We start from the raw sequence: 24,374 nt of genomic DNA on the forward strand, positions 1-24,374 counted from the left end.
TGAATTTTCATACTCATACAATGTAATACACTTGTCCAAATAGTAAAGGAGTGCGATTAAACATGAAGCGACGCTTACGGATGGTGTTCATCGCGTGGTTGACGTTACTGACAATAAACGCTTGCAGTTTCTCATTTAAGGGCAGTATCTCGCAAGTTTTCGCGGCAGAGGACGGGAGTGTGCACGGCGAACGCGGCCGCAGCAGGGCGAACGTGAGTGACGGCGCGAACGGCGCACGGTCCGAACAAGTGGCGACAGGTGACGAAGGAATGGTTGTGACCGCACACCCAGCGGCGTCGCGGGTCGGCGCTGACATTTTAAAAAAGGGTGGTAACGCGGTCGATGCTGCGGTGGCCGTCCAATTCGCCTTGAACGTCGCGGAACCGATGATGTCAGGGATCGGCGGCGGGTTCATGATGGTCTACAATGTGCACGACCAAAATATACGTATCATTAACAGCCGTGAAAAAGCGCCTGGCGGGGCGACGCCGGACATGTTTTTAGACGACCAAGGGAAAATTATTCCGTTTCCTGTACGTTCGACAAGTGGCAAGGCAGTCGGCGTCCCGGGCACGCTCAAAGGCGTGGAGCGCGCGCTCGAAGAGTGGGGCACGATGTCGCTTGCTGAGCTGATTGAACCGGCGGTGCAATTAGCTGACCAAGGGGTAGAAGTAAACAGGATATTGGCGGACGCGATTGCCGACCACGCCGATAAACTGCGGCGGACGGCGGCGAAAGACGTCTTCTTGCCTAACGGGGAACCGCTTGCCGAAGGTGACCTCCTCGTACAAAAAGATTTAGCAAAAACGTTTAAACTCATCCAAGAGGAAGGGACGGACGTTTTTTACGAAGGGGCAATCGGCGCCGCAATCGCAGAGACTGTGCAGCAGTTTGGTGGCGCGATGGAGCTGGAAGACCTTAGTCGTTACGAAGTGAAGGAAGAAGTGCCGCTGTGGGGTTCGTATCGCGGCTACGACATTGCGACGATGCCGCCGCCAAGTTCTGGGGGCGTAACGCTTTTACAAATGCTGCAGTTACTTGAGCCGTTTAATATGCGCCAGTACGACGTGCGCGCGACGGAAAAATACCACCTCGTCACCGAAGCGATGCATCTCGCCTACGCCGACCGCGGTGCGTACATCGGCGATCCGACCTTCGTCGATGTACCCGTTGAAGGGATGCTCCATCCGGACTACATTGCCGAACGGCACAAACTGATCGACTTGAATCGTGCGAACGACGACGTACAGCCGGGCGACCCGTGGCACTATCAAGAAGGAACACGGCGCGCAATTGTTCCCCAGTTGGACGACCGCCCGCTCGGGGAGACGACTCACTTCACCGTCGCCGACCGCTGGGGCAACCTCGTCGTCTATACGACGACGATCGAGCAGTTGTTCGGAACGGGGATCATGGTCCCGGAGTACGGTATTATTCTCAACAACGAGCTAACCGACTTCGACGCGCGTCCCGGTGGCCCGAATGAGGTTCAACCGTACAAGCGCCCGATGAGCAGCATGACGCCGACGATCGTCTTTGCGAACGGGCAAGGGCGGGATGCCAAGCATAAACAGCCGCTCATGACGGTCGGCTCGCCGGGCGGAGCGACGATTATTGCCTCCGTGTTACAAGTGACGCTTCATGTGCTCGACTTCGACATGGGACTAAAGGATGCGATTGAGGAACAGCGCATTTACAGTAACAACTACCCGCAAATTCGCTGGGAAGAGGGCATTCCTGACGCTGTGAGGCAGGAGATGGTACAGCTTGGCCACGAGTGGGAACCGCGTGCAACTGCGATCGGCAACGTGCAAAGCATTATGATCAATCGCGCGGGCACGCGTTATCTCGGCGCAGCAGATTCATCGCGTGAGGGGAGTGCTATTGGCCTCGGGAAAGCGAATATCATTAAGAAGTAATATTTTACACCAACAAATTCCTGACAAATAGTTGACAAGTGTTCGTAACAGTTGTACGATTGTCCAAGAAAGTGCAGTCTTCAGTGCCGTCACGCGGTAAAACGCTGTCAACAGGGTCGAGTGGTTGGAAGTGATTCGACGCAAAAAAATATACGTAAGCCGTGGCTCGTTACGTGTTTGCCAGCACCCGTCGCATGTCCCCAGCACTTTCTACTAAACAGCACCAGCTGTTTTACCTTCTTTTGATGCGAGCGCTTTTATAATCACACGTAAGCGCCCATCTCCCGCGCTCGCGTCCTACAAAAACTTTGTCACTCTTGCATCAGTGGTAATGGATCGTCTTTTCGGTTTAAGTGTACGGACTACTTAACTAGTAGGTTGCAATGCGCGACAAAATAAACGAAGTTACAAGCAGAAAGGATGACAATGGTTGAAGCGGATCATTAGTACGGCATTACTCGCTCTCATTTTAGTTGTAGGGGCTGTTGGCTGCTCTTCTTCCGACGGCGACGGTGGCGGCAATGGTGGCGGGGGCTCTGCGTCCGACCCCGATGCGATTCAAATCGCGACTGGTGGGACGAGCGGGGTTTATTACCCACTAGGTGGTGGGATGGCCAATATTTTCTCGGAAAAGATGGACATTAAAGCAAGTGCGCAGACGACAGGTGCTTCAGTTGAGAACATGCAACTGTTATCGAAAGGGTCTGTACAAGTCGCCTTTACACAAAATGACATCTTAGAATACGCGGTAAACGGCGGCGAAGAAAAAGTTTTAAAAGAGAAGCTCGATAAAATTCAAGCAGTCGGTGCGTTGTATCCGGAGATTATCCAACTCGTCGTACTCGCCGACAGTGACATTCAATCGATTCAAGACTTGAAGGGCAAAAAAGTGTCGGTCGGGGCGGCTGGCAGCGGCAACGAAGCGAACAGTCGACAAATTCTCGAGGCCGCGGGGCTCTCTTACGACGATATCAAGCCGGAATTTAAGTCTTACGGCGATTCGGCCGACGCCTTTAAAGACGGGGGCATCGACGCGATGTTTGTCACCTCCGGCATTCCGAACTCGGCAGTACAAGATATCGCCGTGACGAAAGGCGTGCGCGTACTCGGCTTAGACGATGACATCATTAAAAAAATAAAAGACAAGTACCCGTTCTACATCGATTCGGCCATTCCCGACGGCTCGTACGAAGGACAGAAAGGTGAAGTGAAGACAGTCGCCGTGCTTGCATCGCTCGCGGTTAACAGTGATTTAAGTGAAGACTTCGTGTACAACTTGACGAAATCGCTGTTTGAAAACTTAGAGGAGCTGGAGAAGACGAACGCTAAAGCTTCGGAAATTGAGCTAAAGAAGGCCCTCGAGGGCATTACTGTTCCCGTCCACCCAGGCGCTGAGAAATACTACAAAGAAAAAGGGATCGAAAAATAATGCGGCTGAAGGGATTAGGGGAGCTAATTTCGATTAGCTCCTTTGCCTTCATATGATCGCTGTCAGTAGGCAACGCAAGCGGAAAAAGTGGCTGTGGCACTGTGCGGCTCTCGCTCTGCTTACCATCGCCACAGTGGCGGCTTTTTGGCCATACAGTACGGTGTTAGTCATTTCAGCGAACGAGACGGGAGACACGCTGTGGCAGCGGGACGTATCCGTCGGCGATACGTTTGCGATTCGCTTCACCCACTCGGTCGCGCGGACGGACGTAGACGACGTCATTAAAGTAGGGGATGGCAAACTCGTCGTCGACGCGACGATTTACGAGTCGTTCGGAGCTGGTTTGCCCGACAGCGTGCACGGGGAAGAGACAATCGCCTTGGAGGACGGGAAAGTTATGATTCGCCACTTAGGGCGCGCACTGCCGCAGATCGACCTGTTTATAGGACAAGTCGTCGCCAACCACCGACTCGTCTTCAGTGACGAGGTCATTCCGTTTGCTCGCTTTAGTCCGCCCGGAACATCCGTGCGCCTATCGCTTGAACAACAAAATTTTGTCACTTTTATCGGGAGGTGTTTGCGTGGCAGATAACGGAAAGACAGACAATATATCGGAAGAAGAGATTCAGAAACTGCGCGAGCAGTACGATCCAGAAGCCGCCGGCGATTCGCTGCAGGGCGTCATGAAATGGATCGTTTTTACCCTAACTGTCGCTTTTTCACTGTTTCATCTATACGCTGCACACAGCGGGGGCTTTGCCTCGGAAATTCAGCGCTCCATTCACCTCGGGTTTGCGCTCGTACTCATTTTCCTCGTCCACCCCTTTGCAAAAAGGAAGAAAAAGGGCGGTCAAGTACCGCCGTGGGATACGGCCGTTTCATACAGCCTCGCGGGTGTCGGCGGTTTTATCGGCTTGTACTGGGTCTTAAACTTTTCTGACCTCATGTCGCGCGCGGGTGCATATACAGCCACGGACTTGACCGTCGCCGTGTTGGCGATCGTCCTCGTGCTAGAAGCGACACGTCGCGCAGTCGGCATTCCGATTACGATTATCGTTTCACTCTTTTTACTGTACGCTCTCGCTGGACAGTACATGCCTGGATTTTTAGGTTTTTCTGGCGTAGAAATCGATCGGCTCGCCTCGCACATGTTTTTTACGACTGAAGGTATTTTAGGTACGCCGCTCGGTGTATCGTCGACCTTTATTTTTATGTTTTTACTGTACGGGGCGATGCTAGACAAAACGGGAGTCGGCAATTACTTCAACGACTTAGCGCTCGTCGTCGCCGGACGCTTCAGCGGTGGACCGGCAAAAGTTGCCGTATTTTCCAGTGCACTGCAAGGGACGATTAGCGGAAGCTCTGTCGGAAACGTCGTGACGACCGGTTCCTATACCATCCCGTTAATGAAGAAACTCGGCTACCGCAAAGAATTTGCCGGCGCGGTGGAAGCGGCGGCGTCGACGGGCGGGCAGCTCATGCCTCCCGTCATGGGTGCGGCGGCGTTTATTATGGCCGAGTTTACACGCATTCCGTACTGGGATATCGTCATTGCAGCTTCGATTCCTGCCGTGTTGTACTTTACGGGCATTATTATTATGACCCACTACGAAGCGAAGCGACTCGGTCTGCGCGGAATGACGAAGGAAGAGTTGCCCAACCCGCTCGACGTGTTGAAGCGCGCTTACTTGCTCTTGCCGATCGTTGTCATGATTTATTTGTTGGCGACAGGCTATACGCCGATGTTCGCAGCGCTGTACGGCATTTATACGGCAGCGGCGATCGGATTCTTGCAAGAGTTGATTAAGCACGTCAAACAGGATGGCTTCCTCAAAGGAATCGGCGGGGCGATCGTTGCGACGATTAAGTTGTTCATCGAAGCTCTCGCCTCTGGTGGCCGGACAGCGATGTCTGTCGCCATCGCCTGTGGGGCGGCGGGAATGATCGTCGGGGTCGTCACGTTGACGGGGCTCGGCTTGAAGTTCGGTACGGGTATCGTTACGCTCGCTGGTGGCAGTGTCGCCTTGGCACTCATTTTGACGATGGTGTCGAGCCTGCTCCTCGGGATGGGGATCCCGACGACGGCGAACTACATTATTACGTCGACAGTTGCCGCACCGGTGCTCATTCAGATGGGTTTTCCGTTGCTCGCTGCGCACATGTTCGTCTTCTACTTCGGCATTGTCGCCGATATTACGCCGCCGGTAGCGTTGGCCGCGTTCGCCGCTTCGGGCATTAGCCGCGGCGATCCCTTAAAGACGGGTGTACAGTCCACGCGATTAGCGATCGCTGCGTTTATGATTCCGTACATTTTCGTCTTTTCGCCGCAAATGCTGTTAATCGACACGACGTGGTCCGAGGCAGCGCTCGTCTTCGTCAGTTCGACGATCGGCATGCTCGGTGTCGGCGCCGGTATGATCGGTTACTGGCAAAAGAAATTGCACCCGCTCCTACGCCTCGTGACGATTGTGGGCGGCGTCTTGATCGTCGTCCCGGAATGGAAATCGTCACTCGGCGGGTTAGCGATCTTAGTCGCCGTTTGGTGTTACCAGCGGTGGATACAAAAAGTAGATAGCGACAGCGGCGCTCCAGTGACTCTCAGTCAGTAAAGGTAGTCCTATCAGTAATAGCAACTCAACCACAACAATCGCACAGGAGGAATCCTGTGCGATTGTTTACGTTATTCGTGTCGGATCGCACGCCATTTTTCGGCTTGTTCCATTCGCGCGATGAATTTGCTATAATCCTTGTTGAACGGCAAATGTCAAAAACGAACGTCATATCATATGGAGGATGCTGTTGCATGATTTTTTCCGCGAAAAAGGACGTATTTTTGGAGATGCTTTCATCAATTGCCGAAAATGTAAAGGAATCGGCACATTTTTTTGTGGATTTCACGATTCGAAATGAAAACGATCTGAAGCAATTCGCAAAGACGATGAAGGAGTTTGAAACGAAAGGGGATACGTTCGTCCACGACATTATTGTGACGTTGAATAAAACGTTTATTACTTCCCTCGAACGGGAAGATATTTTAGCGCTGGCGATCGCCATGGACGATATTCTCGACGGGATGGAGCAGTTTTCGTCGCGCCTAGAAATATACAACATTACGCAAATCGACGACATTATGGTTCAATTCAGCGAGAAAATTCTCGCGAGCACGGCCGAAGTCGCAAAATCGACGAAGCTGCTCGACCGGAAACAGTTGATGGACATCCGCCCGCACGTCATAAAAATAAACGATATTGAATCGGAATGTGATACGTTACTGCGCGACGGTCTAAAGAACTTGTTCGCGACGGAAAAAGACCCGATTAAAATTATCCAATACAAAGAGTTGTACGAGACGCTCGAGGGTATTTCTGACAGCTGCGAAGACGCCGCCGACACCTTAGAGACAATCATTATGAGAAACGTGTAAGGAGTCCGTAGTTGATGGATACAACGTTACTACTTATCGTTTTAATCGTCGTTTTTGCGCTCGCCTTTGATTTCATTAACGGTTTTCACGACACGGCGAACGCCATAGCGACGTCTGTTTCGACCCGGGCGCTTCATCCGCGCGTCGCAGTCATATTAGCTGCTGTCATGAACTTTGCCGGCGCACTGACGTTTACGGGTGTGGCGCAAACGGTCACGGAAGACATTGTCGACCCTTTTACGATTAGTAACGGCATGGTCGTCGTACTGGCCGCGTTAATTTCTGCGATCTTTTGGAACTTGCTCACGTGGTATTTCGGTATCCCGAGTAGTTCCTCGCACGCGCTCATCGGTTCGGTCGCCGGGGCGGCCATTGCTTCGGCTGGTGTCGATGCGATCCATTTCAAAGGTTTTTTGAAAATTATTGAATCTCTTGTTTTTTCACCGTTCATTGCGTTATTTCTCGGCTTTATCATGATGCGCGGCATCGGTTATGTTTTCAGAAATTTCGACCTGGTAAATACGAATCGCAAGTTCCGTTACTGTCAAATATTTACTGCTGCCTTGCAGTCGTTTTCCCATGGGACGAACGACGCCCAAAAAGTGATGGGTATTATTACGATTGCCTTAATCGTCGGCGGTTATCATACGACTGCTGACATTCCGCTGTGGGTACGAGTAGCCGCCGCTCTCGCCATGGGCATAGGGACGTCGGTCGGCGGATGGAAAATTATCAAAACAGTTGGTGGAAAAATTACGAAGTTGAAGCCAGTCAACGGGGTGGCCGCCGATTTAACGTCTGCCATCATTATTTTTGGCTTTACAGCGCTCAAGCTACCAGTTAGTACGACGCACGTCATTTCTTCTGCGATTATGGGGGTCGGCGCGGCCAAGCGGGTGCGCGGCGTGAAGTGGGGCGTCGCCGGACGCATTGTCGTGACGTGGATTATCACCCTCCCTATGTCGGCGCTCATTGCAGGGCTCACATATTGGCTGTTGTCGACTTTCGTGTTCTGAAACTTTTATTGCTGTCATACGTCTTAATATATAGGCAGCCGTGTGTGCGCTATATGAATAAAATGTGTATCGCTATTCCAGCTAATTTGGGGTAGAATGCAGGTGCAGGAGGTTATGCCCCATGAACGATACGACGCATTCCGTAGCGAATCGGAAAGCATTGAAAGGGCGAAAAAAGAAACGCGATCTTAAACAACCGGAGCAAAAACCGGGTCGCAAAAAAAAGCGGCGCTTTATAAAATGGGCAGCACTCGTCATTATCGCTTCCATTTTTTTAGTGATGGTCGGGTGTTCTGCGGTCATTTTAGCTGGTAACTACGTCGTCGACGAGGAGAAGCTCGCCATGCCGCAAACATCGGTATTTCTCGACAAAAAAGGGAAAGAGTTTGGGCAGCAAGGGGAAGAAGACCGCGAATACGTCAATATATCTGACACGCCGGAATACCTCGGGCAAGCGTTTATCGCTGTAGAGGACAAGCGGTTTATGGATCACTTCGGGGTCGACCCAAAAGGCGTCATGCGTGCCGTTTGGATCGACATTAAGAGTGGGAGTCTCGCCGAAGGGGCGAGTACGATTACGATGCAATTAGCGCGTAACGTCTTTTTAACGCAGGACAAAGATTTTAGTCGCAAATTCAAAGAGATGCTGATCGCGATTAATTTGGAGCAAAATTACACGAAGGATCAAATACTGGAAATGTACATGAACCAAATATATTTTGGGCATGGAAAGTACGGCGTGGAGACAGCTGCGCAATGGTTTTTCGGAAAGACGGTGCGGACGGACGGCAAGCAACCGACCATCACGCTCAGTGAAGCGGCGATGTTAGCCGGTGTGCCGAACGGGCCGGAAATATTTTCACCGAAGAAAAACTTAGACAACGCGATCAAGCGGCGCAACCTCGTCTTAGCACAGATGGCAGATGCCGGCTTTATAACAAAGGAAGAAAAAGAACAAGCGATGGCAGAAAAAGTGACACTCGCTTCCGACAAAAAAGGCGGCAACAAATACGAGGCATACCTCGATGTCGTGCGCAAGGAAGCAAAAGAGCGGTACGGATTGGACGAGGATGAACTGAACCGCGGCGGCTATCGCATTTATACGAACTTAAACCGTCAAGCGCAAAAAGCGGCCGAAAAAGCTTACAAAAACGACGAATTATTCCCGCCTAACGGCGAACACGGTAAGGTCGAGAGCGGGATGACGATGATGAATGTGAAGACGGGGGAGATCGTCGCTGTCGCCGGGGGCCGCAAATACGAAGTGGGAAACTTCAACCGCGCCACTGCTCGCGTGCAACCGGGATCGACGATGAAGCCGCTCGCTTCGTACGGGCCGGCGCTCGAATATAACGGGATGACGCCGTACGATATTGTAGACGACACGCCGATCGAGAAAGACGGGAAGCCGTACCCGCAAAACTACAATAACGGTGCGTACAGCGGTAAAGAATATATGATCGACGCGCTGAAAAAGTCGGATAACGCTGCCGCCGTACGCTTGTTACACGACGTCGTCGGGGTGAAAAACGGCTATAAGTTTGCCTCGAACTTGGGCTTAAAAATTGACGAAAAGTTTAACAACGATGAAGCGTACAGTTTGACGCTCGGCGGCAACGAAGTGTCGACGCTAGAAATGGCACAAGCGTACAGCGCCTTCGCCAATAAAGGGGTGATGGTCGAAGGACACGCCATCGATAAAATCGAACGGTCCGACGGTTCCGGAGTCTCAGTTGACGACCCGCAAGTGAAAGAAGTGATGAGTGCGCAGACAGCGTACTACATGACGACGATGCTACAGGCGGTCGTCAACGAAGGGACGGGGATCGCCGCCCAAATTCCCGGACGGGAAGTCGCCGGTAAAACAGGAACGACCGACTCGGAAGCGCGCCTCTGGTTCGTCGGCTACACGCCGCAGTATGTCACCGCCCTTTACTTTGGGCGCGACGAGGACACGACCTATCCCGTTGGTGGGGATAGCAGCGGGCCTGCGCGTCTCTTTTCGATCATTATGGCCGAGGCGTTAGAAGGGATGCCTGCCGAAAGCTTTACTAAACCGGACAACGTGAAGAAAGTCGTGAAGCCGGTCGAGTTGCGCAAAGTAACTGACTTACGAGCGAGTTACGATGCCGAGAGCGGACAAGTGTCCCTTAGCTGGACGGCGAACGACAACCGGGTCAGCTATGAAATATACCGCTCGGAAGGTAGTGGCAGCGCGAGCAAGATCGGCGATACGAGTGGCGGTAGCTATACGGACAGCAGCATCGACGTCCCGAAAGCGGGCGGACTGTTTGGCGCCAAAGAGAAGACGTACCACTACTATCTCGTGCCGGTAAACCCGGACAGTGGGGAAAAAGGCGATAAATCGAATTCTGCGACGGTCGTCGTTACACCGCTAGAGGACAAGCAGGAAGAGGAGCCAGACGAGGACGAGAAGAAGGACACTCCTGAGGAAGAAAAACCGGATGAGCAGGAAGAACCCGGGGATGTCGAGCAGCCAGGCGACGATCAAGGTGACCAAGGAGAAGACGAACAACCTGGGGACGAGCAGCCGCCGGGCGATGATGGCGATGATGGCGACGATGGCGACGGCGGTGACGGCGGTGACGGCGGTGATGGGGGCGACAAGGAGCAGCCTCCTGTTGACGTCAAACCGCCCGGACAGAAGCAGCCGCCGGTCAGGCAAAAACCACCGGGTCAAAGTCAACAACCCGGAGCCAATAGTCAAGGAAATAAACAAATCGACGGCGAGTAAGCCCCCTTGTAAATAGACACCAGCTGGCTCACTAAGTTGCGGCTTATCTTTATGTTGCGTTCGAAATGGCGGTGACGGGTATCAAAACTACCTTCGAACCGCTAACTGCGAGGCCTCAGTCCCCATTATGGACTGAGGCTTCCCCATCATGGACTGAGGCTTCCCCATTAAGGGACTGCTGTTTCCTATTCTCAATAATATTGCCGACATAGAGACGGAGAGGATTGTCGTGAAGAGAGCAGCACTGTTTGCTTGTGTATGGCTAACGGTCATGTTAGGCGGTTGTACGTTTGGACAAGCCGAATCCCAAGTAGCGACAACCGAAAGTACGGGCGGTGGTACCGTGCGCGTATGGATTGCGGGCGAACAATTTCCCCTCAAGGCGTTCCAAGCGTTTACCGAGGCGACGGGCATCGCGGTGCAACCCCAATTTGGCGACGAACGCGACTTTGTGCGTCAAGTGCTACAACATAAAGGGCAACCACAGGCCGATCTGTTTTGGAGCGACAATGCGCTCGACTTAGCCGTCTTGGCCGGGCGCGGCGCTTTTGAGGCATATCGCTCGCCCCATGCGGCAAAAATCCCGAGTACAGCGAAAGACAGTGACGGATTGTGGTACGGACTAACCGAGCGACGGCTCGCATTATTATATAAGCCGGCGAAACTTTCCGATGACAAGGTGCCAAAGACGCTTGATCAACTCGAGCAGTTTGCACATAAAGGTAAGATTGGCGTGCCCGCACCTTCTTCGTCACTTTGGACGAGCGCAGGTGCGGCGATCGTCCCAGTCCAAGGTGAGTTTGGGATGCAAAGTTTTTTTAGCGGGCTCAAAGAATGGAACGTTTATTTCGCCAAGGAAGACCCGCCGGGCGCGGCACTCGTGTTGGAGGAAAAAGTACCGTTACTGTTGTCGACGAGTGAACAGGCGTTGCGCCACATGAGCAAACAGCGGAAAGACGCGAAACATACAAAAGACGCGGCACTTCGCATACAGCCGCTCGTTGCCGACAACGGCGAGCCGCTCAACGTTACGACTGGGATCGGTATATTGAGGGGCACAGAAAAGAAAAAGGAAGCAGAGCAATTCATCGATTTTATGCTGCGTGAACAAAATCGGAGTGACCTAGCGACCGCGCGCATGCACGAAGCACTCGCTTCAACCGGACCGGCTTCGCGTCTGCACCCGGATGAAATGGTGCAACTTTCGCCCCTCATCGCTCATTACCTTGCCGTCAGTTTCCCCGATGCCCCCTAATCATGATCTCGCTCCCCGGACATACAATGGTTGTATAAAGCCCTTATTATAGGGGGGGGGAAGTGATGAGTTATTTAATTCTAGCCTTGTTTTCGTACGCGTTAGGGGTGACCCCATCTGCACTATTGCTCAATGTACGGCAAGGGAGGTTAGGGCGTGCGCGGTTGTCACGTCACTACGTCCCGTCCTCACAGCGCTTTACGGTAGCAGGTCTCGATTTTTTGAAGGGGGTAGCCGCGACGTTAATCGGTCTATTCGTCGCCGGTTGGGGCGGCGCGTGTACGGCTGCCGTAGCCGTGAACGCTGGCGGCGTGTTTCCGCCGTCGGTCGCGGCGACACCAGGTGCGCGAACGACAGGGACGGCGGCTGGTTCGTTGCTAATCCTTAGCCCGTTACTGCTGTTAGCGGGAGTGGTCACCTTCGTGCTCGTGTTGTACTTTACCCAATACTTGTCCCTCTCGACAGCGCTCAGTACGGTCGTGGTCATGATTCTCAGTTTTTTCATACGGCCGTCTTGGTTTATTCTCGTTGTCATCTTACTATTAGGTTTGGGTGTCCTTTATTTACACCGCAACAGCTATGCCCGCTTTATGAGGGGAAAAGAGCCGGTTTATCCTATTCGTCGCTGGTTGCGATGAGGGGTATTTGTTCGAGTTAAAGTTGACCTGCGGTGAAAAAGTGACGGAGTAGTGTCGCCTATCGTCAACGGTTGGCGACTTTTCTTTTTTCCGTATACAATGGAAGTACGTTTTGCCGCGTAAATTGGACAAGTTGACAGGGAGGCTTTCTCATTGAGTAAACTAAAAATGTATGAGTATCCGCGGTGCGGGACGTGCCGCAAGGCAAAAAAGTTTCTCGACGCACACAGCGTTGCCTATACGACGCAACAGATCGTCCAGCAACCGCCGTCTAAGCCTGAGCTCGCCGAGTTAGTCGCCAAAAGTGGCTTGCCGCTGAAGAAATTTTTCAATACGTCGGGCAAATTGTACCGGGAACTTAACATGAAAGAAAAGGTAAACGTGCTTAGCGAAGATGAGCTGTTAGAGTTATTAGCCGCGCACGGCATGTTAATTAAGCGCCCGATTGTAACCGATGGCGTGAAAGTGACTGTCGGTTTTAACGAAGAGACTTTCAAGGAGATGTGGTTGGTTTAACGCGATTTGCAACCGTTTTACCTAGCCAAATATGCGGCTTCCGACTGAGAATGGTTACCTTATTATAATCATTATAAAATAGTATTGACTTTAATCCTCAGTCGTGCTATCTTAAGAATAAGCCATTCAGTTGGTTCTCCTGCCTGGCAGAAACGACGTAGAGACAAGCTTTTTTTTACGTTTAACGCACCTGACGTTAGGGTAAAGTATTAATGGTTGTCCGCGTTGGTTTACGTTGGTTTACTGTAGGTAGGAGAGAAATATTATTAGGAGGGCTACATATGAGCAAACGTTTAGTTGGTTTACCAGCACCAGATTTTGAAATGGAGAGCACGAAGGACTTAGAAAACCTCGAAACACCCGTACGTCTATCTGACTACAAAGGCAAATGGTTAGTCCTGTTCTTTTATCCGTTAGACTTTACGTTTGTATGTCCTACCGAAATTACGGCATTGAGTGACCGAGCCGACGAGTTTAAGGCGTTGGACACTGAAATTCTCGGCGTGAGCACAGATAGCAAATTCTCGCACCGCGCGTGGATGAACGTATCCCGCGACGACAACGGGATCGGCGACATTAACTTCCCGTTAGCTGCGGACACGACGCACCAAGTAAGCCGCGATTACGGGGTGCTCATTGAAGATAGAGGTGTGGCGCTCAGAGGACTGTTCATTATCGATCCGGAAGGCATCCTGCGCTACCAAGTCGTCAACGACGAAAATATCGGTCGCAGTGTCGACGAAACGTTGCGCGTGCTGCAAGCACTGCAAACGGGTGGCCTGTGCCCGGCCAACTGGAAACCGGGTCAAAAGACGCTATAATTTTGGAGACAATATAGAGGAAGAGGGCGGAGGGTTTTATTCAATCCCTTCGCCTTCGCTGTCCTTTTTTACGTATATGAGACAAAATCACATTTAACTTGGAAATGCCAGCAAAAACGGTTTATAATTACACATAAGGAGGAAATTACGATGGCGTTGCGCTTACGCTCCGACATGCCCGAGTTTAAAAACGTCACTGAATGGGTGAACGGTGAGGTGACCAAAGAAGACTTACAAGGTCATCCGGTACTCGTTCACTTCTGGTCGATTAGCTGTGGCGTATGTAAACAGACCTTGCCCGACGTGAATGAATGGCGCGAAAAATACAAAGAACACAACTTGAAAGTGGTCGGCGTGCATATGCCGCGTTCCGAAAAAGATACCGAAATCGCACCGGTCAAAGAAGCGATCGAAAAATACGAACTCATTCACCCGCAAATGATCGATAACACGCACAGTGTCGTCGACGCATTCCAAAACGAATACGTCCCGGCTTACTATTTGTTTGACCAAGAGGGGAAATTACGGCACTTTCAAGCGGGAGAAAAAGGATTACACATGGTCGAACAACGCCTGAAGCGCGTGTTAGACATAAAATAAACGCTACGGAGGATTTGAAGTATGAACTTACCAAAAGAGTTAAAGTACAGCCAAGAACACGAATGGGTAAAGGAAGAAGGGAACAACCGCGTACGAATCGGCATTACCGATTTTGCACAATCCGAGCTCGGTGACATCGTCTTCGTCGAGTTGCCGGAAGTGGGTGACGAAGTCGAAGCGAACGAACCGTTCGGTAGTGTCGAGTCGGTGAAAACTGTTTCTGAACTGTATGCTCCCGTCTCCGGTAAAGTGGTCGAAGTAAACGGTGAGTTAGACGATTCACCAGAACTGGTGAACGAGTCCCCGTACGAAAAGGCGTGGATGGTCGTCGTCGAGCTGTCGAATGCGGCTGAACTGGGTGACCTCTGGTCGGCGGAGAAGTACGAAGAGACGTTTAAGGAAGACGAATAAAAAACTGTCGACATTCGACTCGCGTTCTAAGGATATATCCGGATAGCTATTAATGGCAATGTTGCTGTGAGAGCTTTCACCTGTTCCATGCACCGCAAACACGGTTGACAAGTGTGGTACAATAGGTGAAAGCTCTTTATCTATCTTAACGGAGGGATAGCCTATGAGTTTTTGCTGTGGAGCGAGTATGATTGGTGCTGTAGGCGCGATCAAAAGCAAACAGGTCCTTGTCGACGGCGTTCCCTTTTTGTTTTGCCCTGTCTGTCACAAAGTAGACGTCCATCACTCCGTTAAAGAACCGTTCGATTTACTCGTCGATCATGCGCTAGGGGATGGCGCGAAGCACGTTGATTTTAGAGAGCACGTCACCGAGCCAAGTGATGACATACTGAGTAACTGTATTTCGGTCGAGCGCGGTAATCCAGAGCAATTATTAACAGAACAAATCGACAATGCCCTTGATTTATACGGTTTCGCAAAATATATCGGTGACCGCGAATGGCAAGATACGCTAGTCAAACGGTTGAAAGTGTTTACTGCTGGGCTCGCCCGTTACCGACAAGGGGAGAACGTGTGATTCGCTTAGCCGCTTATAGTGGTACTGAACGTTTCCAGTACGTGGATAAACGGCACGTCTGCGCCGTAACGGCCGACGATCATCCCTCGGGCGTCAATCACAACCCACGATGGCACCGAAGTGAGTCCGAAAGCGTCGTACGTTTCCCTGCCGCGATCACTCAGCACAGGTAACGTGAACGCATTGTCCTTAAGAAATGGGATCGCGTCGTCCACGTGTCGTTCGCGACCAGTGACGTTAACGGTAACGATGGCAGCTGCTTCGCGAATGAAGGAGCTGCCGTCATTCGCGAGGGAGCGGTGAAACACTTCCATTTTTGGCAATTGCGCATGGCAGTCCGGGCACCAACTGACCCAGAACGCGAGGAGCAAACTTTTGCCGCGAAAAGCGGATAAGCATACTTCTATTTGTGCGTCTTGCAGAGTCGGCAAGCAAAAATCGGGTGCACGTTCGATCGGTAGCACCTCCCCTGTGCGATATGTCCGACCTAATCGGTTAGTACCCATCTTATCGTGAAAACAGCGTGACTTCAACGGAAACAAAAATTGCCGCAAAAATACAGTTGTGCTATTTTGGTCGGCATGTTACAATCACGAATAATTGCATAACCTTTGGATTCTCTTATCCAGAGAGGTGGAGGGAAAGGCCCGATGAAACCCGGCAACCATTTTCACGCGCGGCGTGTGAAAAAAGGTGCCAATTCCTTCAGGCGCTGTGCCTGGCAGATGAGAGAGAACGGATCTTGTTGAGGCAAGTCCTTTCCCGTCTGCGGAGAGGACTTTTTATGTTTTATAGGGGGGATGGCGGTTGATTCGACTAAGTGGGATCCGCAAACATTTTCCAACGCGGCACAGTGAAATTCGCGCGGTCGACGGGGTCAATTTGACCGTTGAGCCGGGGGAAATATTCGGCGTGATCGGTTACAGTGGCGCTGGCAAAAGCACCCTCATCCGCACGATTAATTTGCTCGAGCCGCCGACGGAAGGGAAGGTTATCGTCGGGGATCGTGTGTTAACGGAGTTGTCGGCGCGAGACTTGCGCCTAGCGCGGCAAGAGATCGGCATGATTTTCCAACAATTTAATTTGCTTTGGTCGCGTACTGTTGCAGAAAATGTGCGCTTTCCACTCGAAATTGCGGGATTAGACAAGCAGACAGCTGCGGACAAAGTGCAGCATTTGTTGGAAGTAGTTGGATTAAGTGACCGAAGAGACGCATATCCGGCACAGCTGTCCGGTGGCCAAAAGCAACGCGTCGGGATCGCACGGGCGCTGGCGGGCGATCCAAAAGTGCTCTTGTGCGACGAAGCGACGTCTGCCTTAGACCCGAAAACGACCGAAGACATTTTACAGTTACTACAAAAAATTAATCGCCAATTCGGCTTAACGATCGTACTCATTACGCATGAAATGGACGTCATCCGTAAAATATGTCATCGCGTCGCGGTGATGGATCACGGCAAAATCGTGGAGAGCGGACCCGTCGCCGCACTGTTTCGCCGGCCACAGACGGCGATTACGCGGCAATTTGTGCAAGAAAGTGTCGGGGCACAAGGGGCGGATGAATCGCTGGACGTGTTGCTAGAGGAAGTGACGGCTGGCGCTATCCTCAAGTGTACGTTTCCCGGATCGGGAGCGACACAGCCGGTCATTAGCCGCTGTATCCGCGAATGTGACGTCGACTTAAACATTTTGGCAGGACAGTTGCATCGTGTGCAAGGGGCATCTTACGGCACGCTTTACGTACAACTTGACGCCCCGGAGGAGCTACTCGCGCGCGTTGTACGTTACTTGCGCGACAGCGACATCGAAGTGGAGGTGGTAAAGCGTGGCACTCCTGCCTAATGTGCAGTGGGATCTTATGCTCGAAGCGACCGTCGATACGGTATACATGGTGTTTATTTCTACTTTTTTCACGGCGCTCCTCGGAGTGCCGCTCGGGATCTTACTCGTCGCAACTGACGTGAACGGGATTCGTCCATTGCCGTTGCTGCAGCGCATCGTCGGGGTCTTTGTCAACTTGTTCCGCTCTGTGCCGTTTATCGTGTTAGCCGTCTGGATGCTCCCGGTGGCACGTGTCATCGTCGGTAACTCGCTCGGCCCGACAGCCGCTTGCGTGTCGCTTATCGTCGGTGCCGCACCGTTCTATGCGCGACTCGTCGAAACGTCGTTGCGCGAGGTCGGAAAAGGGGTCGTCGAGGCAGCGCGAGCGATGGGGGCGTCGCGCCGACAAATTGTGCGCAAAGTACTCCTTCCCGAAGCGTTGCCGGGTATCGTTTCCGGCCTTACCGTCACGTGTATTACGCTCATCGGCTACACAGCCATTACCGGATTAATCGGCGGCGGCGGTTTAGGTGACCTCGCCTACCGCTACGGGTTTCAATCGTTTCAAACGGATGTTATGATCGTCGCCACAGCGATTCTCGTCATCATGGTACAACTCATTCAAGTGCTCGGTGACCGCCTCGTGAAAAAAATCGATAAGCGGTAAACCGACATTCGTGGTTCGCCCAGGCTTCCTTAGCCCGGGAGCAATAAATATTTTGTAATTTTAGGAGGAGAGAAATAGGTGAAAAAGCTGTTTAACGTACTATTAGTAACGATACTCACGCTCGCTGTCGCCGCCTGCGGTTCAGCGGCAAACGAAACGGGGAAAGACGGTGACGCTGGAGGTAACCAGGGAGCGAAAGAACCGGTTAAGAAAGAACCGGTTAAGCTAACAGTAGGCGCTTCAGCTGTACCCCATGCGGAAATTTTGGAACACATTAAGCCGGCGCTCGAAAAGGAAGGGATCGCGTTAGACGTTAAAGTGTTCCAAGACTACGTCTTACCGAATAAGACGCTCGCTGAAGGAGAGTTGGACGCCAACTACTTCCAGCATAAACCGTGGATGGAAACAGCGAACGAAGAAAACGGTTGGAAGCTCGTCGACGCCGTCGGCGTACACATCGAACCGATCGGTGCCTACTCGGAAACACACGATTCGGTGGACAACATTCCCGACGGGGCGACAGTAGCGATTCCGAACGCGACGGCGGAAACGCACCGAGTGCTCTTGCTACTGGAAGCGAACGGGCTGATCAAATTGAAAGCGGGAGACGGCAACAAGAAGTTGGCAGACATCGCCGAAAACCCGAAAAACCTTAAGTTTAAAGAAGTAGAAAATGCGATGCTGCCGCGAACGCTGCAAGATGTTGACTTTGCTGTCATTAATACGAACTACGCCTTGCAAGCCGACTTGAACCCGACGAAGGATGCTTTGTTTATCGAGGATGCGCGCTCCCCTTACGTCAATGTGTTAGCGGTAAACGCAGGAGATGAGAAGAAGCCGGAAATTGAAACACTCGTCAAGGTATTGACCTCGGACGACGTAAAAAAATTTATTGAAGAGAAGTATGAAGGCGCCGTTGTCCCAGCGTTTACAAATAAATAATTGCGCGGACAATGCGTGAAGCACCAGAACGCATTTTTTGTGCGGTCATAAAAAATTCCCAGCAGGGATTTTTAAACCTCTTGTCGAAGTGTATAGTAATCAACATCAGAAGGCAGGGATGCAGCATGTCGATCGAACGAATCGAACTTGGCAATATTATTCGTAAAAAGAGAAAGGAACTCGGCCTAACCTTGAACGATCTGGCAGGAGATAATATTTCTGTCCCGACCATCAGTAACATTGAGCGCGGCATTACGCACAATGTGAGCGATGAGAAGATTACTTATCTCCTCGACCAATTGGGACTAGATGAGCAGACGATCGCCAAGATGAAACAGTCGGGAGCAGTGGAAAAGGAGCACGTCGAGCTCGAACTCGTCAACATTGCGCACCTGGTCGAACTGAAACTTTTCGACCTAGCGCGCGAGCGCATTATGGCCTTAGAGAAACAAGACATTATCGATGAAAATGCGCACTTTTCCGCCCATTTGCAACTAACTAAGGCCAATTTATACCTTTATCGGCAGCATTGGGATCGTACCGAGCGCATCTTAAAGAAGGTTGTTCGCCTCGTCAAAGAGTGTGCCATCGACGCGAAAACGAACATCGAAGCGGAAGCGTACTACTTGTGGGGGCAGATCGTCTTTTACCGCGACCAAGATACAGAACAAGCGTTGCGCTACAGTGATTGGGCCTTGGACGCCTTTCATCTAGGTGGCGATAAGCCGTACTTAGAAGGGCGCATCAACTATAACATCGGCGTTTATCACTACCGTGCGGAAGCGTATGCGCCAGCGTTAAAATATATTAGCAAAGCAAAGAAAATAAGCGAACAGACGAACGATATGCGTACGTTGGCGATGACCTTTTATATGGAAGGAAATATTTTGAAGAAGCAAGAAATGTATCAAGAAGCGATTCCGTTTTTCAAGAAGGCAATTAACGTGTCGCGCACACTTTATCCGAACAATGATCTCGCCTGTCACCTCTATATTAATATGGGGGACAACTATTATTGTGCGGAACAGTACGAAGAGGCGATCCGCTATTACAAAATTGTACGGGAGCTGTGCCACGTAACGAAAGATCAACAGATGATGGCGCACGTGTACAGATCGTACGGGGAAGTATATTTAGCGACTGGCGATTATGACCGGGCGGCACTTTGTGCCGATAAGGCGCTCGACTTAATGAAGAAAGTTCCGTCGCCGTTCGACCGTTTTCGCCTCTTACTGCTCTGTGCAAATACTGCCCTGTGTCAAAAATCAGAAAAGACAGTCGACTACTGTCAAGAAGGGATTCGCCTCGCCGACGAATTGAAACAGTATCGTATGAAAAAGGAATTCCACTTTTTGTTGGCAAAATACTATAGCGGGGTAGGAAACAACGAGAAGCATCTAAGGGAACTGCAGCATTTGTTCTACGTCGAGACAGTATTGAACAAAGAAGCCCGCTAAGTCGCAGGTCAATTGACCGCCTACGTCTACGCGATCCCCGTGCGCTGAAACAGCAACCGGGGATCGCCGTTTTATGTCCAATCAATTTCCCTCGTACATATGAGACGTATAACTCTGCGCGATAACTTTGCGCGATAAGGAGGGGCACCGCCACTTATGCCTTCCCCTATACGGTTAATTGAGAATGACCGACAGTTCGTACTGTTGAAACATCATTAAAGTTCCTTATACGGTGTTACTTCTTTGGCGAGTATGGTATACTTTACAATGAGAATACATTAAGAATGATTATAAACTGAGAAAGCAACGGCGGCTTTTAAAACACGGCCTTTAAATATAGCAACTACACTGGAGGAATGCCACATGTCAAACATCCCTAAGTTAACAGTAGACGACTTGCACGTCTCTATTGAAGATAAGCACATCCTTAAAGGTGTCAACTTAGAAGTTAAGGGCGGCGAAATCCATGCGATCATGGGGCCGAACGGCACCGGTAAAAGTACGCTCGCCTCTGCGTTAATGGGTCACCCTAAATACGAAGTGACACAAGGCGCCGTTACGCTCGACGGCGAAGATGTTCTAGACATGGAAGTGGACGAGCGGGCGCGCAAGGGGATTTTCCTCGCCATGCAATACCCGAGTGAAATTAGTGGCGTGACGAACGCCGACTTTTTACGCAGTGCCGTCAACGCACAGCGCGGTGAAGGTAATGAAGTATCGATCATGAAGTTTATCCGCCAGCTTGACAAGAAGATGGAAGCGTTGGATATCGACCCGGTGTTTGCGGAACGTTACTTAAACGAAGGATTTTCCGGCGGGGAGAAGAAACGGAACGAAATATTGCAAATGATGATGTTAGAGCCGCGCATTTCTATTCTCGACGAGATCGATTCGGGACTCGACATCGACGCGTTGAAAGTAGTGGCCAAAGGCGTTAACGACATGCGCAGCCCAAACAACGGCGTGTTAATTATTACCCACTACCAGCGGTTGTTGAACTACATTAAACCGGACTTCGTGCACGTGATGATGCAAGGTCGTATCGTAAAATCGGGTGGACCGGAGTTGGCTGAGCGCTTAGAAGCGGAAGGTTACGAATGGGTCAAAGAAGAACTCGGCATTAAAGACGAAACAGTCGGCCAAGAGGCTTAAGTAGGAGGGATGTCAAAGATGCCAGTAAATACGTCAGACTTGTTGTTTGACCGCGAAGTCGTCACCGAGTTGTCGCAAAAAAACAATGAACCGGCATGGATGCTCGAGCGTCGTTTACAAGCTCTAGAGCTGGCGTCAGAGCTCCCGTTGCCTAAGCCGGATAAAACGTCGATTCGCTTTTGGAACTTGACGAAGTTTGCGCCGTATACGGCGGAAACCGTCGTGTCCGAGTTCGCGCAGTTGCCGGAAGCTATTCGTACGTTTGTCGGACGGGAGGAAGGCGTGCGGAACCTCGTCGTGCAGCACCATTCATCCGTCGTCTACAGCGAATTAGCGCCAGAAGTTGCGGCGCAAGGAGTCATTCTCACCGACTTACACAGCGCACTCACGGAACATGGGGCGCTTATGCAAAAGTACTTCATGAGCGAAGCTGTCCGCGCTGATGAGCATCGATTAACCGCGCTGCACGGGGCGCTGTGGAGCGGTGGCGTCTTCTTGTACGTACCGAAAAACGTCGAAGTGTCACTCCCGATTCAATCGCTCTTCTGGACCGACCGCCCGGGAGTCGGCGTATTGCCCCACGTCCTCATCGTCGCCGAAGCAAACAGTAAAGTAACGTTCGTCGACAACTATTTAGGCGACGACGAAGTGAGCGACGTCGTTCACAACGGTGTAACAGAAATTTTTGCCGGTGACGGCGCACACGTGCAGTATGCGACATTGCACCATTACGGGGCTGGCGTGCGCGACGTGTCATACCGCCGCGCGGTCGTCGGACGCGACGCCCACGTCGAATGGATCTTGGGCGAGCTGAACAACGGCGACACCATTTCCGATAACGACTCGCTACTCGCGGGACAAGGAAGTAGCTCGGTCGTTAAAACGTTAGCGGTCGGCTCCGGGAAGCAAACGTCGAATATGACGTCGCGCATCCGCCATGAAGGGAAACATTCCGAAAGTAACATCCTTGCCCGCGTCGTCATGAAAGACGAGGCGACCGGTATCGTAAACAGTGTGACGAAGATCGAGAAAGGCGCCTCCAAGTCGGACGGGGAGCAAACCGGACGGGTGTTAATGTTAGATGAAAAGGCGCGTGGCGACGCCAACCCGATCTTGTTAATCGAGGAAAACGACGTCATTGCCGGTCACGCGGCAAGTGCTGGACAAATCGATCCGCTGCAAATTTATTATTTGATGTCGCGCGGTATTTCCAAAGCCGATGCGGAGCGGCTGATCGTATACGGATTCCTCAATCCACTCCTCGCGGAAATACCAATTCCCGGTGTCATCGATCATTTGCAACGGGTGATCGAAAGGAAGTTGCGATAATATGGATGCCCGCGAAGTGCGTAAACAGTTTCCGATTTTTGAGCAACAAATTAACGGCCACCCGCTCGTTTACCTCGACAGTGCGGCTACGGCGCAAAAGCCGCGATCCGTACTGGAAGCTGTCGACCACTATTACGAGTTTGCCAACGCTAACGTGCACCGCGGCGTCCATACTCTCGCCGCGCGGGCAACGGACATGTACGAAGGGGCACGGGAAAAAGTGCGCCGCTTTATTAATGCGCGCTCGACGAAAGAAACGATCTTTACGCGCGGGACGACGACGAGTATAAACATCGTGGCGACGTGCTATGCGCGAGAAGTCCTGCAAGTGGGAGACGAGATCGTCCTTACCGAGATGGAGCACCACGGTAACTTAATCCCATGGCAACAAGCGGCGAAGGCGACGGGAGCGACGTTAAAGTACATTCCGCTGCAAGAAGACGGGACGATCGCGTTAAGCGATGTAGAGGCGACGGTTGGCGAACGAACGAAAATCGTCGCGATCGCCCACGTCTCCAACGTCCTCGGCACAATTAACCCGATTAAAGACATCGCCCGCATCGCCCACGATCGCGGTGCCGTCATCGTCGTTGACGGAGCACAAAGTACGCCGCACATGGCCATCGACGTGCAGGATCTCGATTGCGACTTCTTCGCTTTTTCCGGACACAAAATGGGTGCGCCGACAGGCATTGGCGTGTTGTACGGTAAGCAGCAGTTGTTGGAACAGATGGAGCCGTACGAGTTCGGGGGAGAAATGATCGACACTGTCGAGTTGTACGACTCGACGTGGAAAGAACTGCCGTGGAAATTTGAAGGCGGCACGCCGATTATCGCTGGAGCCGTTGGACTGGGGGCGGCGATCGATTTCATCGAAGAGATCGGCCTTGCAGAAATCGAAGCACACGAGAATAAACTCGCGACGTATGCGCTGGATCAGTTGCGGCAGATTGACGGCCTCGAAGTGTACGGTCCCGAGGAGCGCGTCGGCCTAGTCACGTTTAACTTAACGAACGTCCATCCGCACGATGTGGCCACGGTACTCGATTCAGAAGGTATTGCCGTCCGTGCCGGACACCACTGTGCACAACCGTTAATGCGCTGGCTGAAGCAAACGGCGACGGCACGGGCGAGTTTCTATTTATACAACACCGAAGAAGACGTCGACCGCCTCGTGCGCGGACTTTTAACGGCAAAGGAGTTTTTCGGTCATGTCTTTGGATGATTTATACCGCCGTGTCATCATGGATCATTATCAAAAACCGCGCAACCACGGGTCGCTCGGCGAAGATGCCCTCTCCGTCGAATTGAACAACCCGACGTGTGGCGACCGCATTACGCTGCAAATGCGCGTAGAAAATGATATAATTGAAGATGCAAAATTTATCGGCGACGGCTGCTCAATCAGTCTCGCCTCTGCCTCGATGATGACCGAAGCGGTCAAAGGGATGCGCGTCGAAGAGGCGCTGCACCTGTCAGAGCTTTTTTCGCAAATGATGCAAGGGGAGGACATCGACGTCGACGAGTTTCCACTCGAAGACATCGAAGCACTACAAGGGGTGTGCAAATTCCCCGCCCGCATTAAGTGTGCGACTCTCGCCTGGAAGGCGTTAGAACGCGCGCGCCAAACTAATCGTTAAGGAGA

23 protein-coding genes and 1 riboswitch are annotated in these 24,374 nt (G+C 51.8%); of the genes, 22 read left to right on the forward strand and 1 reads right to left on the reverse strand.

Translation table 11 applies throughout. The annotated features are described in order from the left end of the window. Positions 1-62 precede the first annotated feature (62 nt). The 14 genes from ggt to BN1247_RS16415 all read left to right on the forward strand — a co-directional run bounded on the left by ggt (position 63) and on the right by BN1247_RS16415 (position 15,361). The gene (gene ggt, locus BN1247_RS16350; protein WP_054951321.1) at positions 63-1,919 is read left to right on the forward strand and encodes a gamma-glutamyltransferase; all 1,857 of its coding nucleotides are present in this window, start codon (positions 63-65) and stop codon (positions 1,917-1,919) included. Between the two features lie 430 nt (positions 1,920-2,349). After that, positions 2,350-3,348, forward strand: coding sequence for a TAXI family TRAP transporter solute-binding subunit (locus tag BN1247_RS16355; RefSeq protein ID WP_054951322.1), 999 nt, complete (start codon positions 2,350-2,352; stop codon positions 3,346-3,348). Between the two features lie 52 nt (positions 3,349-3,400). Then, entirely contained in the window at positions 3,401-3,940 is a 540-nt protein-coding gene (locus BN1247_RS16360) for a DUF1850 domain-containing protein (RefSeq protein ID WP_054951323.1), read from the forward strand. Further along, positions 3,930-5,957 (forward strand): TRAP transporter permease, encoded by a 2,028-nt coding sequence (locus tag BN1247_RS16365; RefSeq protein ID WP_054951324.1) that lies wholly within the window; start codon positions 3,930-3,932, stop codon positions 5,955-5,957. Before BN1247_RS16360 ends, BN1247_RS16365 begins: the two co-directional genes overlap by 11 nt. A 194-nt stretch (positions 5,958-6,151) precedes the next feature. Further along, entirely contained in the window at positions 6,152-6,772 is a 621-nt protein-coding gene (locus BN1247_RS16370) for a DUF47 domain-containing protein (protein ID WP_054951325.1), read from the forward strand. 14 nt (positions 6,773-6,786) lie between these two features. Further along, a complete protein-coding gene (locus tag BN1247_RS16375; protein ID WP_054951326.1) occupies positions 6,787-7,788 on the forward strand; it encodes an inorganic phosphate transporter in 1,002 nt (333 codons plus the stop codon). A 121-nt stretch (positions 7,789-7,909) separates the two neighbouring features. Further along, positions 7,910-10,543, forward strand: coding sequence for a transglycosylase domain-containing protein (locus BN1247_RS17510; RefSeq protein WP_054951327.1), 2,634 nt, complete (start codon positions 7,910-7,912; stop codon positions 10,541-10,543). A gap of 229 nt (positions 10,544-10,772) precedes the next feature. Next, on the forward strand, positions 10,773-11,798 hold the full coding sequence (locus BN1247_RS16385; protein ID WP_054951328.1) for an ABC transporter substrate-binding protein: 1,026 nt from the start codon (positions 10,773-10,775) through the stop codon (positions 11,796-11,798). Positions 11,799-11,863: 65 nt separating this feature from the next. Next, positions 11,864-12,436, forward strand: coding sequence for a glycerol-3-phosphate acyltransferase (locus BN1247_RS16390; protein WP_054951329.1), 573 nt, complete (start codon positions 11,864-11,866; stop codon positions 12,434-12,436). Between the two features lie 168 nt (positions 12,437-12,604). Continuing rightward, a complete protein-coding gene (locus tag BN1247_RS16395) occupies positions 12,605-12,952 on the forward strand; it encodes an arsenate reductase family protein (protein WP_054951715.1) in 348 nt (115 codons plus the stop codon). A gap of 281 nt (positions 12,953-13,233) precedes the next feature. Then, entirely contained in the window at positions 13,234-13,773 is a 540-nt protein-coding gene (locus BN1247_RS16400; RefSeq protein ID WP_054951330.1) for a peroxiredoxin, read from the forward strand. Positions 13,774-13,929: 156 nt separating this feature from the next. Beyond that, positions 13,930-14,373 (forward strand): redoxin domain-containing protein, encoded by a 444-nt coding sequence (locus BN1247_RS16405; RefSeq protein WP_054951716.1) that lies wholly within the window; start codon positions 13,930-13,932, stop codon positions 14,371-14,373. 21 nt (positions 14,374-14,394) lie between these two features. Next, on the forward strand, positions 14,395-14,784 hold the full coding sequence (gene gcvH / locus BN1247_RS16410; RefSeq protein ID WP_054951331.1) for a glycine cleavage system protein GcvH: 390 nt from the start codon (positions 14,395-14,397) through the stop codon (positions 14,782-14,784). A gap of 163 nt (positions 14,785-14,947) precedes the next feature. Then, positions 14,948-15,361: a hypothetical protein gene (locus BN1247_RS16415; RefSeq protein ID WP_054951332.1), complete on the forward strand. Its 414-nt coding sequence runs from the start codon at positions 14,948-14,950 to the stop codon at positions 15,359-15,361. 5 nt (positions 15,362-15,366) lie between these two features. On the opposite strand, the gene BN1247_RS16420 is transcribed toward BN1247_RS16415, so the two are convergent. After that, positions 15,367-15,867, reverse strand: coding sequence for a peroxiredoxin family protein (locus BN1247_RS16420; RefSeq protein WP_147675271.1), 501 nt, complete (start codon positions 15,865-15,867; stop codon positions 15,367-15,369). Positions 15,868-15,979: 112 nt separating this feature from the next. After that, positions 15,980-16,093, forward strand: a riboswitch (SAM riboswitch). 75 nt (positions 16,094-16,168) lie between these two features. Between BN1247_RS16420 and BN1247_RS16425 the strand changes: the two genes are divergently transcribed. The 8 genes from BN1247_RS16425 to sufU all read left to right on the forward strand — a co-directional run bounded on the left by BN1247_RS16425 (position 16,169) and on the right by sufU (position 24,369). Next, positions 16,169-17,203 (forward strand): methionine ABC transporter ATP-binding protein, encoded by a 1,035-nt coding sequence (locus BN1247_RS16425; protein ID WP_054951334.1) that lies wholly within the window; start codon positions 16,169-16,171, stop codon positions 17,201-17,203. Further along, the gene (locus BN1247_RS16430) at positions 17,187-17,849 is read left to right on the forward strand and encodes a methionine ABC transporter permease (protein ID WP_315969680.1); all 663 of its coding nucleotides are present in this window, start codon (positions 17,187-17,189) and stop codon (positions 17,847-17,849) included. The genes BN1247_RS16425 and BN1247_RS16430 overlap by 17 nt, the downstream gene beginning before the upstream one ends. A 78-nt stretch (positions 17,850-17,927) precedes the next feature. Beyond that, on the forward strand, positions 17,928-18,791 hold the full coding sequence (locus BN1247_RS16435) for a MetQ/NlpA family ABC transporter substrate-binding protein (RefSeq protein ID WP_054951335.1): 864 nt from the start codon (positions 17,928-17,930) through the stop codon (positions 18,789-18,791). A gap of 125 nt (positions 18,792-18,916) precedes the next feature. Then, complete coding sequence (locus BN1247_RS16440; protein ID WP_054951336.1) at positions 18,917-20,248, forward strand: tetratricopeptide repeat protein; 1,332 nt, start codon at positions 18,917-18,919, stop codon at positions 20,246-20,248. A 363-nt stretch (positions 20,249-20,611) separates the two neighbouring features. Beyond that, positions 20,612-21,400, forward strand: a complete 789-nt coding sequence (sufC, locus tag BN1247_RS16445) for a Fe-S cluster assembly ATPase SufC (protein WP_054951337.1) — start codon at positions 20,612-20,614, stop codon at positions 21,398-21,400. 18 nt (positions 21,401-21,418) lie between these two features. Further along, on the forward strand, positions 21,419-22,729 hold the full coding sequence (gene sufD / locus BN1247_RS16450) for a Fe-S cluster assembly protein SufD (protein WP_054951338.1): 1,311 nt from the start codon (positions 21,419-21,421) through the stop codon (positions 22,727-22,729). Position 22,730: 1 nt separating this feature from the next. Beyond that, on the forward strand, positions 22,731-23,954 hold the full coding sequence (locus BN1247_RS16455) for a cysteine desulfurase (protein WP_054951339.1): 1,224 nt from the start codon (positions 22,731-22,733) through the stop codon (positions 23,952-23,954). Then, positions 23,941-24,369: a Fe-S cluster assembly sulfur transfer protein SufU gene (sufU, locus tag BN1247_RS16460; RefSeq protein ID WP_054951340.1), complete on the forward strand. Its 429-nt coding sequence runs from the start codon at positions 23,941-23,943 to the stop codon at positions 24,367-24,369. The genes BN1247_RS16455 and sufU overlap by 14 nt, the downstream gene beginning before the upstream one ends. Positions 24,370-24,374 lie beyond the last annotated feature (5 nt).

It is taken from the genome of Numidum massiliense (assembly GCF_001375555.1).
Taxonomy (GTDB): Bacteria; Bacillota; Bacilli; order Thermoactinomycetales; family Novibacillaceae; genus Numidum; species Numidum massiliense.

Excerpts from the sequence above, each read along its gene's own strand:
- sufU (WP_054951340.1), top strand. The coding sequence starts at position 23,941 with ATGTCTTTGGATGATTTATACCGCCGTGTCATCATGGATCATTATCAA.
- sufD (WP_054951338.1), top strand. The coding sequence starts at position 21,419 with ATGCCAGTAAATACGTCAGACTTGTTGTTTGACCGCGAAGTCGTCACC.
- BN1247_RS16370 (WP_054951325.1), top strand. The coding sequence starts at position 6,152 with ATGATTTTTTCCGCGAAAAAGGACGTATTTTTGGAGATGCTTTCATCA.
- BN1247_RS16390 (WP_054951329.1), top strand. The coding sequence starts at position 11,864 with ATGAGTTATTTAATTCTAGCCTTGTTTTCGTACGCGTTAGGGGTGACC.
- BN1247_RS16360 (WP_054951323.1), top strand. The coding sequence starts at position 3,401 with ATGATCGCTGTCAGTAGGCAACGCAAGCGGAAAAAGTGGCTGTGGCAC.
- BN1247_RS16440 (WP_054951336.1), top strand. The coding sequence starts at position 18,917 with ATGTCGATCGAACGAATCGAACTTGGCAATATTATTCGTAAAAAGAGA.
- BN1247_RS16420 (WP_147675271.1), bottom strand. The coding sequence starts at position 15,867 with ATGGGTACTAACCGATTAGGTCGGACATATCGCACAGGGGAGGTGCTA.
- sufC (WP_054951337.1), top strand. The coding sequence starts at position 20,612 with ATGTCAAACATCCCTAAGTTAACAGTAGACGACTTGCACGTCTCTATT.
- ggt (WP_054951321.1), top strand. The coding sequence starts at position 63 with ATGAAGCGACGCTTACGGATGGTGTTCATCGCGTGGTTGACGTTACTG.
- gcvH (WP_054951331.1), top strand. The coding sequence starts at position 14,395 with ATGAACTTACCAAAAGAGTTAAAGTACAGCCAAGAACACGAATGGGTA.
- BN1247_RS16400 (WP_054951330.1), top strand. The coding sequence starts at position 13,234 with ATGAGCAAACGTTTAGTTGGTTTACCAGCACCAGATTTTGAAATGGAG.
- BN1247_RS17510 (WP_054951327.1), top strand. The coding sequence starts at position 7,910 with ATGAACGATACGACGCATTCCGTAGCGAATCGGAAAGCATTGAAAGGG.
- BN1247_RS16415 (WP_054951332.1), top strand. The coding sequence starts at position 14,948 with ATGAGTTTTTGCTGTGGAGCGAGTATGATTGGTGCTGTAGGCGCGATC.
- BN1247_RS16395 (WP_054951715.1), top strand. The coding sequence starts at position 12,605 with ATGTATGAGTATCCGCGGTGCGGGACGTGCCGCAAGGCAAAAAAGTTT.
- BN1247_RS16455 (WP_054951339.1), top strand. The coding sequence starts at position 22,731 with ATGGATGCCCGCGAAGTGCGTAAACAGTTTCCGATTTTTGAGCAACAA.
- BN1247_RS16375 (WP_054951326.1), top strand. The coding sequence starts at position 6,787 with ATGGATACAACGTTACTACTTATCGTTTTAATCGTCGTTTTTGCGCTC.